Origin of the sequence: Pseudomonas aeruginosa (assembly GCF_001457615.1) — a bacterium.
GTDB classification, from domain to species: Bacteria; Pseudomonadota; Gammaproteobacteria; order Pseudomonadales; family Pseudomonadaceae; genus Pseudomonas; species Pseudomonas aeruginosa.
The window spans coordinates 4,707,140-4,719,549 of record NZ_LN831024.1 but is presented as its reverse complement, the minus strand read 5'-3'; the positions used below and the strand labels follow the sequence as shown (position 1 = coordinate 4,719,549).

15 protein-coding genes are annotated in these 12,410 nt (G+C 67.9%); 5 read left to right on the top strand and 10 right to left on the bottom strand.

What is annotated here, in order from left to right; genetic code table 11:
• Nucleotides 1-67 precede the first annotated feature (67 nt).
• The 5 genes from AT700_RS21700 to AT700_RS21680 all read right to left on the bottom strand — a co-directional run bounded on the left by AT700_RS21700 (nucleotide 68) and on the right by AT700_RS21680 (nucleotide 4,120).
• A complete protein-coding gene (locus tag AT700_RS21700; protein WP_003098363.1) occupies nucleotides 68-1,111 on the bottom strand; it encodes a L,D-transpeptidase in 1,044 nt (347 codons plus the stop codon).
• Between the two features lie 135 nt (nucleotides 1,112-1,246).
• Nucleotides 1,247-1,939: a pseudouridine synthase gene (locus AT700_RS21695; protein WP_003124251.1), complete on the bottom strand. Its 693-nt coding sequence runs from the start codon at nucleotides 1,937-1,939 to the stop codon at nucleotides 1,247-1,249.
• On the bottom strand, nucleotides 1,939-2,151 hold the full coding sequence (locus AT700_RS21690) for a cysteine-rich CWC family protein (RefSeq protein ID WP_023112776.1): 213 nt from the start codon (nucleotides 2,149-2,151) through the stop codon (nucleotides 1,939-1,941). The genes AT700_RS21695 and AT700_RS21690 overlap by 1 nt, the downstream gene beginning before the upstream one ends.
• 80 nt (nucleotides 2,152-2,231) lie before the next feature.
• Nucleotides 2,232-3,047: a DUF4824 family protein gene (locus AT700_RS21685; RefSeq protein ID WP_003163339.1), complete on the bottom strand. Its 816-nt coding sequence runs from the start codon at nucleotides 3,045-3,047 to the stop codon at nucleotides 2,232-2,234.
• Nucleotides 3,044-4,120 carry a DUF2157 domain-containing protein gene (locus AT700_RS21680; protein ID WP_003114162.1) on the bottom strand — a complete coding sequence of 359 codons (1,077 nt, stop codon included), beginning with the start codon at nucleotides 4,118-4,120 and terminating at the stop codon, nucleotides 3,044-3,046. Before AT700_RS21680 ends, AT700_RS21685 begins: the two co-directional genes overlap by 4 nt.
• Nucleotides 4,121-4,352: 232 nt before the next feature.
• Between AT700_RS21680 and AT700_RS21675 the strand changes: the two genes are divergently transcribed.
• From AT700_RS21675 to AT700_RS21660, 4 genes are all read left to right on the top strand, one after another.
• Nucleotides 4,353-4,532, top strand: a complete 180-nt coding sequence (locus AT700_RS21675) for a hypothetical protein (protein ID WP_003098355.1) — start codon at nucleotides 4,353-4,355, stop codon at nucleotides 4,530-4,532.
• Nucleotides 4,533-4,627: 95 nt separating this feature from the next.
• Nucleotides 4,628-5,083: a hypothetical protein gene (locus AT700_RS21670; RefSeq protein WP_003114164.1), complete on the top strand. Its 456-nt coding sequence runs from the start codon at nucleotides 4,628-4,630 to the stop codon at nucleotides 5,081-5,083.
• 116 nt (nucleotides 5,084-5,199) lie between these two features.
• Nucleotides 5,200-5,445, top strand: a complete 246-nt coding sequence (locus tag AT700_RS21665) for a DUF1145 domain-containing protein (RefSeq protein WP_003085479.1) — start codon at nucleotides 5,200-5,202, stop codon at nucleotides 5,443-5,445.
• 122 nt (nucleotides 5,446-5,567) lie between these two features.
• Nucleotides 5,568-5,756 (top strand): hypothetical protein, encoded by a 189-nt coding sequence (locus tag AT700_RS21660; protein ID WP_034012783.1) that lies wholly within the window; start codon nucleotides 5,568-5,570, stop codon nucleotides 5,754-5,756.
• A 3-nt stretch (nucleotides 5,757-5,759) separates the two neighbouring features.
• Here AT700_RS21660 and AT700_RS21655 read toward each other — a convergent pair whose 3' ends face one another.
• Nucleotides 5,760-6,674, bottom strand: a complete 915-nt coding sequence (locus AT700_RS21655; RefSeq protein WP_048521439.1) for a LysR family transcriptional regulator — start codon at nucleotides 6,672-6,674, stop codon at nucleotides 5,760-5,762.
• A gap of 102 nt (nucleotides 6,675-6,776) precedes the next feature.
• Here AT700_RS21655 and AT700_RS21650 point away from each other — a divergent pair, with 102 nt between their 5' ends.
• The gene (locus tag AT700_RS21650; RefSeq protein ID WP_003161664.1) at nucleotides 6,777-8,753 is read left to right on the top strand and encodes an alkyl/aryl-sulfatase; all 1,977 of its coding nucleotides are present in this window, start codon (nucleotides 6,777-6,779) and stop codon (nucleotides 8,751-8,753) included.
• A gap of 34 nt (nucleotides 8,754-8,787) precedes the next feature.
• Here the strand turns inward: AT700_RS21650 and AT700_RS21645 are convergent, their stop codons facing one another.
• From AT700_RS21645 to AT700_RS21630, 4 genes are all read right to left on the bottom strand, one after another.
• Nucleotides 8,788-9,429 carry an NAD(P)-dependent oxidoreductase gene (locus AT700_RS21645; RefSeq protein ID WP_023107222.1) on the bottom strand — a complete coding sequence of 214 codons (642 nt, stop codon included), beginning with the start codon at nucleotides 9,427-9,429 and terminating at the stop codon, nucleotides 8,788-8,790.
• 115 nt (nucleotides 9,430-9,544) lie between these two features.
• Nucleotides 9,545-10,189, bottom strand: coding sequence for a potassium channel family protein (locus AT700_RS21640; protein ID WP_003085490.1), 645 nt, complete (start codon nucleotides 10,187-10,189; stop codon nucleotides 9,545-9,547).
• Between the two features lie 56 nt (nucleotides 10,190-10,245).
• Complete coding sequence (gene mmsB / locus AT700_RS21635; protein WP_003454697.1) at nucleotides 10,246-11,142, bottom strand: 3-hydroxyisobutyrate dehydrogenase; 897 nt, start codon at nucleotides 11,140-11,142, stop codon at nucleotides 10,246-10,248.
• A gap of 111 nt (nucleotides 11,143-11,253) precedes the next feature.
• Entirely contained in the window at nucleotides 11,254-12,357 is a 1,104-nt protein-coding gene (locus tag AT700_RS21630) for an enoyl-CoA hydratase/isomerase family protein (RefSeq protein WP_003114169.1), read from the bottom strand.
• Nucleotides 12,358-12,410: the final 53 nt, after the last annotated feature.

The window sequence follows — 12,410 nt, the reverse complement described above, 5'->3', positions numbered from 1 at the left end:
CCCATCGGTTCAGTGTGGTTTTTACCGGATGAGAGGCATTGTGCTCGATTTTTGAACAACTTGCCGACTACTTTTTAAGCGATTTCGTCGGATTGTTCGGTGTTTCCGTGGCGATCACCGTGAAATCGGAGTCGCTGTGGGTGTCCCGGGTCGAGGCCCAGTCGGTGATCACCAGGGTGCTGCCGACGTCCATGGCACCGAGCATTTCGCGGACGAAGGTCGGGTCCATGCGGATCTTGCCCAGTTGCTCGGAGGGTGTCAGGCCCTGTCCCGGGTTGCTCACCTGGACCACCGACCAGCGCAGGTTCGGCGAGGTCTCGCTGATTTCTTCCGGGGTCGGCTTTTCCAGCAGCGAGAACACCGCCATGCCGGTTTGCGGGCGTGCCGGCAACTGCACCGGTGCGGTGCCGATGCGCTGGCCGCCGCGATAGACATAGGCGCGCTGGTCGGCGCGGCTGATCAGCACCGACAACGGACCGCGTTCCGCGCCGGGGTCGTTCCAGGCGATTTCTCCGGGCTCCACCGGCAGCGTCACCGGTCGCCCGTCCGCTACCGTCGGTGCCAGCAGGCCGGGGTGGTCGACTTCCTTCGGCGCGCTGCTGGCGTTGGAAATGATTACCGTGGTGGAGCTGAATCCGGTGATGCCGTAGAGCTTCTTGGCGAACGCCATGGGCAGGCGGATGCAGCCGTGGGAGGCGGGATAGCCGGGCAGGTTGCCGGCGTGCAGGGCGATGCCGTCCCAGGTCAGGCGCTGCATGTAGGGCATGGGCGCGCTGTTGTAGAGGTCGGACTTGTGGTCGACGCTCTTTTGCAGGATCGAGAACACTCCGGTCGGGGTCTCCCGGCCCTTCTTGCCGGAGCTGAGGGTGCTGACCCCGATGGCGATACCGTTGCGGTAGATGTAGGCCTTCTGTTCGGTGAGGCTGACCACGATGGTCACTGGTCCCTGCGGGGAAACCTCCGGGTACCAGAGGTACTCGCCGGGCTTCATGCTCTTCAGCCGCGCCTTGATGTCGGCCGGCGGCAAAGGCGCGTTCGCTGGGCTGGCGGGCGCCGCGTGGAGGCTGCCGACGGCGAAGGCCAGCAGCAGTACGGCAAGGGATCTTTTCATTGGCGCTTTCTCTTGCTCCATGCGGGAAAGGCTGTCGCTCCGACAGATGCCATTCAGCTTAGCGTCGCTCGCGACGGCCGGCCAAACCCCTGCGGTCCGGCCTCTTTCGGTGGACAGGCGGCGGGCGCCGGGGTTTCACACCGAACAGATTTCTTCAGCATTCAGGGGGCGCCAGGCACCCGGCGGCAACTGTGGGTCGAGACAAATATCGCCCATGCGCTCGCGGTGCAGGCGCAGCACCTTGTTGTCGAAGTGGCCGAACATGCGCTTGACCTGGTGATAGCGGCCTTCGTGCAGGGTCAGGCGGGCGCAGCGTGGGCCGATCGGTTCGAGCTGCGCGGGGAGGGTGACCAGGTCTTCGAAGCGGAAGTGGAGGCCGGCGGCGAAGGCATCCACGTAGCGTTGGTCGATGGGCGCCTCGGTTTCCACGTAGTAGACCTTGTCGCGCCGGCTGCCCGGCAGGGTCAGGCGGCGCGACCACTGGCCATCGTTGGTCAGCAGCATCAGGCCGGTGGTGTTGTAGTCGAGACGACCGCCAATGTGCAGGTCGTCGCGCAGGTCTTCCGGGAACAGGTCGAGGACGGTCGGGTGTTGCGGGTCGCGGGTGGCGCTGACGCAGCCCATCGGTTTATGCAGCATGTAGTAGCGCGCCGGCTTGCCAGCCTGGAGCAGCTGCTCGTCCAGTTCCACCCGGCTGAAGACACGCACTTCGTGGGTGCCGTCGCGCACCACCTGGCCGTCCACGCGCAGGCGTCCACCGGCGATCAGCATCTGCGCGTCGCGGCGGCTGAGTTCGGGCAGGTTGGCGAGGAAGCGGTCCAGGCGCATCAGTCGTCGGCGTCGGGCGGCAATAGTTGCGCGCAGCGCGGGCAGAGGCAGGCACGGCGGCGCAGCTCGGCGGGAATCCGCTCCAGCGCGGCCGCATTGATTTCCGTGGTGAAGCACCAGCAAGCCTGGGCGGCGCTAGCGGGATCGGCCAGGGTGCAGCGGTTGGATTGCTGGCACAGCGGGCAGCGGCCGGGGTCGATTTCGCTGTTCATGGCGCGGTGGATGGCTGGCGGGTGCCCAGGGTGCAGCGCCCGGCGCGCGGATGCAAGCATCGCGCGCCGGGCGGGGCGTTTCAGCGGCGAACGGCGTTGGTGATCCAGGGCTCCAGGCGCTGGCCGAAGCTGAGGTGCAGTTCCAGCGGCGCTAGCCGGTAGTTTTGTCCGTCGACCTTGGCGAATACCGCGTGCCATTGTCGTGGCACGTTGATCGCGGCGAGGTCGGTACGGCTGATGTAGCCGCCGACCAGCGTCCTGCCTTCGTCGACCGCGGACCAGGGACGCACCCGGCCCTTGACGATGGCGTAGCGCTGGCGCTCGGGGTAGCGCTGGCGCAGGGCGGCCAGGTCGAGGCCGGCGTCGACGATGAACAGTCGGCTGGCCTCTCCCTGCTCATGCTTCAGTTGGTGGCGAGCGGCTTCCATCTGGCTGGACAGCATTTCGTCCTTGGGCAGGGCCTTGCTGCGGGCGCTGGCCTCGGCCAGGCGCTCCTCGGCCAGGCGTACTTCGCGGCGATAGGCCGGGCCGTCGAGCTCCAGGACCAGCAGCACCTGTTTTTCCTGTTGGCGGCGGTAGCGCCGTACGCTCTCTTCGTCGAGCGCGTCCGGGATGCTGAAACCGAGGGCGCGCATCTGCTCGGGCGGCAGCGGGGGAGCGAGGTCACTGGGCGGCTCGCTGCTCGGCGAGCGAAGCTCCAGGCGCAGTTCGACGCCACTGTTCTCTTCGCTCCAGAAACCGTAGGACCAGTTGCGCTGGAGCTCGCGCTGGCTGAGCACCAGCTTGCTTTCGGCCTCGCCGGACCGGTTCCAGGCGACGCCACCGAGGGCGGCCAGGTTCGCCGCCAGCAGCAGGAGGCTGCCGGCGATCAGGGCGTTGCGACGGTTGCGATTCATGCGTCAGTCCTCGCGGCGATGCCCAGGGGCGTGCGCAGGCGGCGCAGGACCAGCAGGATCAGCAGGGCGCTGAGGCCGAGCACCAGGAAGAACAGGTACTTCGGCATCGCTTCCCACCACCAGTCGAAGAACTTGGTGTAGAGGAAGATGACGAAGAAGGTGATCCCGGTATTGCTCACGTCCGCCCAGTTGCGTCGCGCGCCGAGCCAGATCACAAGGGCGGCGGCGACGAAGCCGGCGACCTGGTAGAGCCCCTCGATGAGCGCCGACGGTAACGCCAGGTAGCTGCCTGAGCCCCAGTTGGCCAGCACCAGCATCGGCAGGAACAGGCCGAGCAGGGCGAACACCCGGTAGATCACGGCGAAGCCGCTGAAGTTGCGCTGATCGAAGCACAGCGGCACGGCGAAGATCAGCGCGGCGGCGGGGAAGAAGTTCTCCGGTCGCTCGCCTACGCTCAGCCAGTAGCCGCCGCCCCAGGTGCCGACGCGCGCGGCGATGAAACCCATCACGCAGAGGATCGCCGCCGCCAGCAGCAGGCGGGCGTTGCACAGGTAGGCCAGGAGCAGGGCGTAGAGCGCCCAGGGCACCAGCGCCAGGTCGCTGGGGGTGACGTTGAATATCTGCCCGAGCATGGTCAGGTCGAGGACGAAGCAGGCGAACGCGACCATCGCCGCCAGCTTGCTGAAGTAGCCCGAGGCGTCCTTGGCCTGGACCCAGAGCGTGGCGAAGAACGCGGCGAAGGCGCTGCCGATCAGGATCGCCACCTGGGCGACGGTGGGGAACAGGCCCCAGAAGCGATAGAACAGCAGGAACACGCTGGCGGCGAAGGCCAGGGCGCCGAAGAACGAGGCTACCCGCATGCCCAGCGAAAGTTGCTGGCTGCGCAGGTCGTGGTCGATGTCGAAACGGTCGCGGTAGCTGTCCAGCAGGGCCAGGTGATAGTCGGCGAGTTGCCGGGCCTGGGCCGGTTCGAGGCGGAACGCCTGCTCCTGGTCGAGGCGTTGCAGCTCGCGCTGGAATACCAGGATGTCGTTGGCGCGCTGCTGTGCCTGGGCGCGGTCGATGGGTTGCATGCATGCTCCTTGAGCGGTTCCGGCGGGGCCGGCAGTCCTTGGTCCGCGCACTCTACCGAGAAACGCCGGCTGCGGTCACGTTCTGGAGGCCCGTGTCGTTGGTCGGATTCAGGGAATTTCCGTTTTTTCCTTCGGTCTCTATTGCAGCCGGGTTGCAACCGCCGCAACCGGCTTCCCGCTCCATCGGGATCTTGTCCAGGCGTGGTTCGGCTGCGTTCTGCGATGAAGGAGAATGCTGATGGTCATGCGATTGTTCGGGCTGCTACTGGCGGCCTTCCTGATGAGCGGTTGCAGCGTTCGGGTGCCGGGCGCCTACGTCGAACTGGATCCGTTCGACGATGGCTACTACGGCTACGATCGCGGCGGCCCGCCCCATTGTCCTCCGGGCCACGCCAAGAAAGGCTGGTGCTGAGCCCACTTCCATTTCCCGAGTCTTCACGTCGTATGCGCGCCTCGCGGCGTCGCCGGTCGTCCGGCCGGTCGGCAGCGGGGCCGCAGGAGGCTGCCATGTGGCGCACATTCCTGAGAGTCCCGCTTCTTCTGCTTCTCGCCAGCCTGGGTGGCTGCGCGGTGTATGACTACGACTACGATGACGGCGATTGGCGCCACTATCGCGGCCAGCCCTACGGCTACGCCTACGAAGTGCCGCGCTATCGCGTGTATGACGATGGCTGGCGCAGCGAACGGCGCTACTACTCGACGCGCTACTACGACCAACGCTACTACCCGGCGCCACGCCGCTACGATGGCCACCGCGACTACCGGCGCGAGCAATATCGCTACCAGCAGCGCTACCACGAATCGCGCCCGGCCCATCGTGGCGAGCGGCATCCGGGCAACTGGCAGCGCGGCGGCCAGCCGCAATGGCGCGGGCATTCTCCGCAACGCTGGCAACAACACGGTCGGCAGGATCGTCCGGGACACCAGGGCCAGCAGGGCGGGACACCTCGCTGGCGCAACTGAGGTGCGCAAGGAAAGGCGGCGCCTGCGGGCGCCGTCGTGCTTTCCAGTCGAAAGTGCGGACCCTCTTGGCGCATTTGCTCGGCACACTCTGCCGATACCGAAACGAGGAGGTTCCCATGAGTCATTTTCTGTCGTTCGCCAAGGGCGCCCTGGCGATGTTCTGGCTCGTCGCGCTGGTCAACCTGGCCTACCCGCTGGGCGAGTTGCATCGACCGATCCTGCTGTTGTCCGGCGTGCTGGTGCTGGTCCATGCCGCCGAGATCCTGCTGCTCAACGGGCGTCTCAAGGCGCGCCCGGCACCTTGGCTGGAGCGCCTCCAGGTGCTGCTGTTCGGCGTCCTGCACCTGCGTAGCCTCGGCTGATTTACCCAGGCTTTACTCTCGCCGCGGGCACCGCCCGCGCGCCGCGCAGTCCGATGTGCAGGTTCCGGAACAGGCAATCCTCCCGCATCCGCAGGAGAGGCCGGAACCGCACAGGAGGCGCCATGCGTCGTTTGCTTTCCCTGCTGATCCTCGTCCTGCCGCTGTCGGCCTGCGTGGTCTACGACCGCAACGACCACCGGCATCGTCCCGACTACCGCTACGAGCGCTATCACGACCGCGACCGTGACAACCGCGGGCGCGACTGGAACCGTCCCTGGCAGGAGCGCCGCGACGACGCTCGCTGGCGCTGAGCCTCAGGTGGCGGCGAAGCGCCGGTCCTGTTCCAGCACCCGCTCGACGAACACTGCCGCGGCCGGCGACAGGCTGCGGCCGGCGCGGCTGACCAGACCGTAGGCGGAGCCCTTGGCGCGGGCGGGCTCGGCGCCGGCGGGCCAGGGCAGCAGCGCCAGGCGGCCGGCCTCGACGTCGGCGGCAACCACGTCCCAGGGCGCCAGGCTGATCAGCTCGCTGGAGCCGACCAGGCCCTTGAGCATCAGCACGTCGTCGCACTGTATGCCGAGCGGTTCTTCGCGTTGCAGCAGGCGCGCCAGGTCGCCGCGGACTGCCTCGGGCAGGCGCGGGCCGGCCAGCGGGTAGTCGGCCAGTTGCTCGGCGCTCGGCCTCACCAGACGCAGCAACGGATGGCCGGGGCGGCAGAAGAGTACGCCGGGATACTCGCGTAGCGGGTGGATGCGCAACTGCGGATCGCCTTGCAGCTCGCGGATATCGGCGACGAAGAGTTCGACGGCGTCATCCAGCAGGTGCTGGCGTAGGGTCTGCCAGTCTTCGATGAGCAGTACGACGCGCACGCGTGGGTGGGCGCTGGAGAAACCGGCCAGTGCCTCGGGCAACAGCCGTGCGGCGGGGAAGGGACCGCCGCCCAGGCGTAGCTCGCCGCTGTCGAGATTGGCCAACTGGCTCACCGCGTTGTGCAGTGCGCGATGCCCGGCCAGCAGGCGCCGAGCGTGTTCCAGCACCAGCCGGCCGTGGGCCGTGAGGGCCACGCCGCGGCTGCCGCGCTCCACCAGGGTGCAACCCAACTGTCCCTCCAGCGCCTGGATGCTGCGTGACAGCGCCGGCTGGCTGAGATTCACCGCTTCGGCGGCGCGGGCATAGTGGCCGTGCTCGGCGAGGGCGACGAAGTGGCGGAACTGGCGTAGATCGCTCATGCGGACTCCGCATCGAATGTGGACCTGGAATGCATTGGAATTATTGCCGTGCCGCTCGGCATAGTGCCAGCCGAAGCCCACAACAATAAAACGGAGTATCCGATGAGCCGTCTGCTTGCACTCCTGGCGCTCGCCCCGCTGCTCGCCGGCGCCGCCGAAACCACCGCGCCAAAACCGCCCAGTGCCTTCACCGTCGAGGCCCAGCGGCGGGTCGAAGCGGAATTGCCCTTCGCCGACCGCGCCGACTTCGAGCGCGCCGACCGCGGCCTGATCCGGCGCCCGGAGCGGTTACTCATCCGCAACCCCGACGGCAGCGTCGCCTGGCAGCTCGGTGGCTACGACTTCCTCCTCGACGGCAAGCCTCGCGACAGCATCAATCCCAGCCTGCAACGCCAGGCCCTGCTCAATCTCAAGTACGGCTTGTTCGAGGTTGCCGAGGGTATCTACCAGGTGCGCGGCTTCGACCTGGCCAACATCACCTTCATCCGCGGCGACAGCGGCTGGATCGTGGTCGACACCCTGACCACCCCGGCCACCGCCAGGGCGGCCTACGAACTGGTCAGCCGCGAGCTGGGCGAGAGGCCGATCCGTACGGTGATCTACAGCCACGCCCACGCCGATCACTTTGGAGGCGTGCGCGGTCTGGTAGAGCCACGGCAGGTCGCCAGCGGCGCGGTGCAGATCATCGCTCCGGCCGGCTTCATGGAGGCGGCGATCAAGGAGAACGTCCTGGCCGGCAACGCCATGATGCGCCGCGCCACCTACCAGTACGGCACGCAACTGCCCAAGGGGCCGCAGGGGCAGGTCGACATGGCCATCGGCAAGGGATTGGCGCGCGGACCGCTGAGCCTGCTGGCGCCGACCCGCCTGATCGAAGGCGAGGGCGAGGACCTGGTGCTGGACGGCGTGCCGTTCACCTTCCAGAACACGCCGGGTACCGAATCGCCGGCGGAGATGAACATCTGGCTGCCGCGGCAGAAGGCCCTGCTGATGGCCGAAAACGTGGTCGGCACCCTGCACAACCTGTACACCCTGCGCGGCGCCGAGGTACGTGATGCGCTGGGCTGGAGCAAGTACATCAACCAGGCGCTGCATCGTTTCGGCAGGCAGGCCGAGGTGATGTTCGCAGTGCACAACTGGCCGCGCTGGGGCAACGCGGAGATCGTCGAGGTGCTGGAAAAGCAGCGTGACCTGTACGGCTTCCTGCACGACCAGACCCTGCACCTGGCCAACCAGGGCGTGACCATCGGCCAGGTGCACAACCGCCTGCGCCTGCCGCCCAGCCTTGACCAGGAATGGTACGACCGCGGCTACCACGGCTCGGTCAGCCATAACGCACGGGCCGTGCTGAACCGCTACCTGGGCTACTACGACGGCAACCCGGCGAGCCTCGACCCGCTCAGCCCGGAGGACTCGGCGGGCCGCTACGTGGAATACATGGGCGGCGCCGAGCGCCTGCTGGAGCAAGCGCGGGCGTCGTACGCCAGGGGCGAGTACCGCTGGGTGGTCGAGGTGGTCAACAGGCTGGTCTTCGCCGAGCCGGATAACCGGGCCGCGCGCGAGCTGCAGGCCGACGCCCTGGAGCAGCTCGGCTACCAGGCGGAGAACGCCGGCTGGCGCAACAGCTACCTCAGCGCCGCCTACGAACTGCGCCACGGCGTACCGCGCGACCAGCCGACGATGAAGGCCGGCAGCGCCGATGCCCTGGCGGCGATGGACACCGGCCTGCTGTTCGACTATCTCGGCGTGCGCCTGGACGCCGGCGCTGCGGAGGGCAAGGCGCTGAGCATCAACCTGCGCCTGCCGGACATCGGCGAGAACTACCTGCTGGAACTGAAGAACTCGCACCTGAACAACCTGCGCGGCGTGCAGAGCGAGGACGCCGGGCAGACCGTGAGCATCGACCGCGCCGATCTCAACCGGCTGCTGCTCAAAGAGGTATCGGCGGTACGCCTGGTCTTCGAGGGCAAGCTGAAGAGTTCCGGCAATCCGCTGTTGCTGGGGCAACTGTTCGGCATGCTCGGCGACTTCGACTTCTGGTTCGATATCGTCACGCCGGCGGCGAAGTCCGAAGGCTGACGACGAAGGCGCCCGAGAGGGGCGCCTGGTCTTTTCAGTAGGCCACGGTGAAGCGCTGGCGATGATGACGGGGCTGCTCGGCCTCGTCGAGCATGGCTACCGCCAGGTCTTCCAGGGAAATCCGGCTCTCGCCCTTGGCGTCGAACAGGACCTGGTCGCCGCCGAGGCGGAACTTGCCGCTGCGCTGGCCGGGTTCGAGGAGCATCGCCGGGCTGAGGAACACCCAGTCCAGTCGTTGCTCGCCGCGCAGTTGGTCGAGGGCGTCGGCGGCGCCGAGGGCGCCCTGCTTCCACTGCTCGGGGAATTCCGGGCTGTCCACCAGGCGCTGGCCGGGGGCGATCTCCAGGCTCCCGGCGCCGCCGAGAACCAGCAGGCGCGGCACGCCGGAGCGTTTCACGCCGTCGAGAATGGCCTGGCTGCCGGCGGCGTGGCGGGCGCGGAGGTCGGCGCTACCCCAGCCGCCGTTGAAAGCGCTGATGACCACCTCGTGGCCTGCCACGGCGCTGGCCACCTGGGCCGGGTCGCTGACGTCCGCCTGCACTACGCAGAGGCCGTCGCGCGCCGCCAGCTTGCCCGGGTCGCGGACCAGGGCGGTCACCGCGTGGCCGCGTTGCAGGGCTTCGTTGAGGAAATAGTGGCCGACGTGGCCGGTGGCGCCGATCAGGGCGATTTTCATGCTGCACCTTCCGTTCGAGAAATGCCGCAGAGCGGCGTCGATCAGCATCATCCGCCCTGCGCTCGCCGGGATAAACCGCTGCGCGGGGGATGCACTCGTTAGCCCAGCTTAATAATCAGACCTCCTCGCTGTCGCTCATCAGGGTCAGGCTGCGGGCCACGGCGAGGGCGATGAACAGGACCCCGATCACTCCTTCGCTGCCGGCCAGCAGGCGCGCCAGCGGGTTGATCGCCTGGATGTCGCCGTAGCCCACGGTGGTCAGGGTCACCAGGCTGTAGTAGACGAAGGTATCCAGGCCGAGTGCGCCATGGCTGGCGATGAAGCTGGCCGGCTGCATCTGTTCGACCATGTAGTAGGCGAGAGCGAAGGCCAGCGCCATCTGCAGGTAGAGCGCGCAGAGTCCGTAGAGCAGCTCGTGGGTCACCGGGCGCTCCTGGGTGACGCGGCGGAACAGCGCGGCGAACAGGGTCAGGTACAGCAGGATCAGGCTCAGCCCGCGCAGCAGGCCGGGCGGCAGGCTGGAGTAGGGACTGCTGAAGTCCGCAGTGGTGTACAGGGCCAGGCTGAACAGGCCGAAGAAGGCCGTCAGGTAGACCAGCGGACTGCGTCTGCGCAAGGTGTTCATCCCGGCCAGCACCAGCAGCAGGAGGCTGCCGAGCACCCGTGGCTTGGTGCTCGACGGCAGGCCGAGGATCGCCGTGAACAGCACGGTGGAAAAGAACAGCAGGCGGAAACGGTAACGCAGCAGCAGGGCGTTCAAGGCGGGCTCCTCGCATCGTCGAATCGACCAGCCTGGGCGCGGACCCGCCTGCCTGTCTATTGGCCTTGGGTCGGATCGAACAATTTCTGCACCACGGAAAAGTCCCGCTCCGCATAGCCCTGCTTCAGCAGCAGACGGTACAGGCTCAGCGCCAGGCTGCCCATCGGCGTGCTGCTGGCGCTGGCCTGGGCGGCTTCCTGGGCCAGCCCGAGGTCCTTGGCCATCAACTGGGCCATGAAGCCGCCGCTGTAGTCGCGCGACGCCGGAGCGTTCTCCATCACCCCCGGCCAGGGGTTGTAGACTTCCAGCGCCCAGTTGCCACCGGAGCTGCGGCGCATGATCTCGGCCAGCACCTTCGCGTCGAGGCCGTTGGCCACGCCCAGGGCCATGGCTTCTGCGGTACCGATCATCAGCACCGCGAGGAGCTGGTTGTTGCACACCTTGGCCACCTGGCCGGCGCCGTCGGGGCCGGCATGGAAGATGTTGCGACCCATGGCCTCGAACAGCGGCCGGGCCTTCTCCAGGGCTTCGGCGTCGCCGCCGACCATGAAGGTCAGGGTGCCGGCTGCCGCGCCGGCAGTGCCGCCGGACACCGGCGCGTCGAGCATCGCCAGGCCGCGCTCGCGGGCGGCGGCGTGGACCTTGCGCGCCGAGGTCGGGGCGATGGTCGAGCATTCCAGCACCAGGGTGCCGGGGGCGATGTGCGCGAGCAGGCCATCGTCGTCGAGGTACAGGCCTTCGACGTGCTGGCTGGCCGGCAGCATGCTGATGACCACGTCGGCGCCCTGCACCGCGTCGCGGGCGCTGCGGGCGGCGCTGGCGCCGGCGGCGACCAGGCCGTCGACGGCGCTCTGCACCAGGTCGAAGACGTTCAGCAGGTAGCCGGCCTTGAGCAGGTTGGTGGCCATCGGCGCGCCCATGTGGCCGAGGCCGATGAAGGCGATCTGTTTCATGGAGCTCCTCCTGTGGCGGCCGCGAGGCCTCTTGGGGATGCTGTGAAACAGCTTAGACGCTATGGACGTGGCGGGCCCGCGCCCTCCTTCGGCAGAGGGCGGCGCGGCGGATCAGAGCCCCGCCAGCGGATGCTCGCCCTCCCAGGTCGGCTCGAAGTGCGCCTCGATCACCGCCTGCGGGATCGATTCCACCTGCGGCCAATGCCAGTTCGGTGCGTTGTCGCGATCGATCAGCCTTGCGCGTACCCCCTCGGCGAAGTCCGGATGGCGCGTGCAGTTCAGGCTCATGGCGTATTCCAGGCGGAACACCTCGGCCAGCGACAGGTAGCGCGCACGCTCGATCTGCTGCCAGACCAGATGCGCGGTCATCGGGCAGCCCTCGGCCAGGGTCTTCGCGCCACGCGCAAGCAGCGGGTCGGCGTCGTCGCGCAGCGCCACCAGCGCCTGCCAGGCGCTCGCCAGGTCCGGCTGGTCGAGCAGTGCGTCCAGGCGCGGCCGGCGCGGGAGCAACTGGGCCTCCGGCAGTTCGCCGCGGGCCTCGTGTTCGAGGGCGCGAAGCAGGCTGTGAAGTTGCACCTGGGGCGACTCGTTCCAGTTCATCTGCACCAGGCCGGCGAGCAGGGCGTCCTGCTGGTCGTCGAGAAGGAAGCGGTCGGCCAGGTCGAGGTCGAGAGCGTCGCGGGCGTTCATCTGCGCCGCGCTCAGGCCGAGGAACAGGCCGAGCCTGCCGGGCAGGCGGGCGAGGAACCAGCTGGCGCCGACGTCTGGGTACAGGCCGATGCCGATCTCCGGCATCGCCAGGCGGCTGGACGGGGTGACGATGCGAATCCCGGCACCCTGCATCAGCCCCATGCCGCCACCCATCACATAGCCGTGGGCCCAGCAGATGAAGGGTTTCGGGTAGGTATGGATGCGGTAGTCGAGGCGGTATTCATCGGCGAAGAAGCGTCGCGCCAGGGCCGGTACCTCGCCGGGTTGCTCGCGGCAGGCGTCCACCAGCTTGCGCACGTCGCCGCCGGCGCAAAAGGCCTTGGCGCCGTTGCCGCGCAACAGCACGCAGGCGATGCCGGCGTCCTCGGCCCAGGCGTCGAGTTTCGCCGCCAGGGCCTCGATCATCGGCAGGGACAGGGCGTTCAGACTCTTTTCCGCATCCAGGGTGGCAATGCCGATGCGGAAGCCATGCAGGCTCGGGCGTTCTTCGAAAAGCACGTTCATGTCGGGGCTCTCGGCTCGGGCGGGCTGTGGCGCAGCCCGCCGGGTTCGATGGG

Bases quoted from the DNA above. Each gene is read 5' to 3' on its own strand.
- AT700_RS21700 (WP_003098363.1), bottom strand. From the start codon at position 1,111: ATGAAAAGATCCCTTGCCGTACTGCTGCTGGCCTTCGCCGTCGGCAGC.
- AT700_RS21695 (WP_003124251.1), bottom strand. From the start codon at position 1,939: ATGCGCCTGGACCGCTTCCTCGCCAACCTGCCCGAACTCAGCCGCCGC.
- AT700_RS21690 (WP_023112776.1), bottom strand. From the start codon at position 2,151: ATGAACAGCGAAATCGACCCCGGCCGCTGCCCGCTGTGCCAGCAATCC.
- AT700_RS21685 (WP_003163339.1), bottom strand. From the start codon at position 3,047: ATGAATCGCAACCGTCGCAACGCCCTGATCGCCGGCAGCCTCCTGCTG.
- AT700_RS21680 (WP_003114162.1), bottom strand. From the start codon at position 4,120: ATGCAACCCATCGACCGCGCCCAGGCACAGCAGCGCGCCAACGACATC.
- AT700_RS21675 (WP_003098355.1), top strand. From the start codon at position 4,353: ATGCTGATGGTCATGCGATTGTTCGGGCTGCTACTGGCGGCCTTCCTG.
- AT700_RS21670 (WP_003114164.1), top strand. From the start codon at position 4,628: ATGTGGCGCACATTCCTGAGAGTCCCGCTTCTTCTGCTTCTCGCCAGC.
- AT700_RS21665 (WP_003085479.1), top strand. From the start codon at position 5,200: ATGAGTCATTTTCTGTCGTTCGCCAAGGGCGCCCTGGCGATGTTCTGG.
- AT700_RS21660 (WP_034012783.1), top strand. From the start codon at position 5,568: ATGCGTCGTTTGCTTTCCCTGCTGATCCTCGTCCTGCCGCTGTCGGCC.
- AT700_RS21655 (WP_048521439.1), bottom strand. From the start codon at position 6,674: ATGAGCGATCTACGCCAGTTCCGCCACTTCGTCGCCCTCGCCGAGCAC.
- AT700_RS21650 (WP_003161664.1), top strand. From the start codon at position 6,777: ATGAGCCGTCTGCTTGCACTCCTGGCGCTCGCCCCGCTGCTCGCCGGC.
- AT700_RS21645 (WP_023107222.1), bottom strand. From the start codon at position 9,429: ATGAAAATCGCCCTGATCGGCGCCACCGGCCACGTCGGCCACTATTTC.
- mmsB (WP_003454697.1), bottom strand. From the start codon at position 11,142: ATGAAACAGATCGCCTTCATCGGCCTCGGCCACATGGGCGCGCCGATG.
- AT700_RS21630 (WP_003114169.1), bottom strand. From the start codon at position 12,357: ATGAACGTGCTTTTCGAAGAACGCCCGAGCCTGCATGGCTTCCGCATC.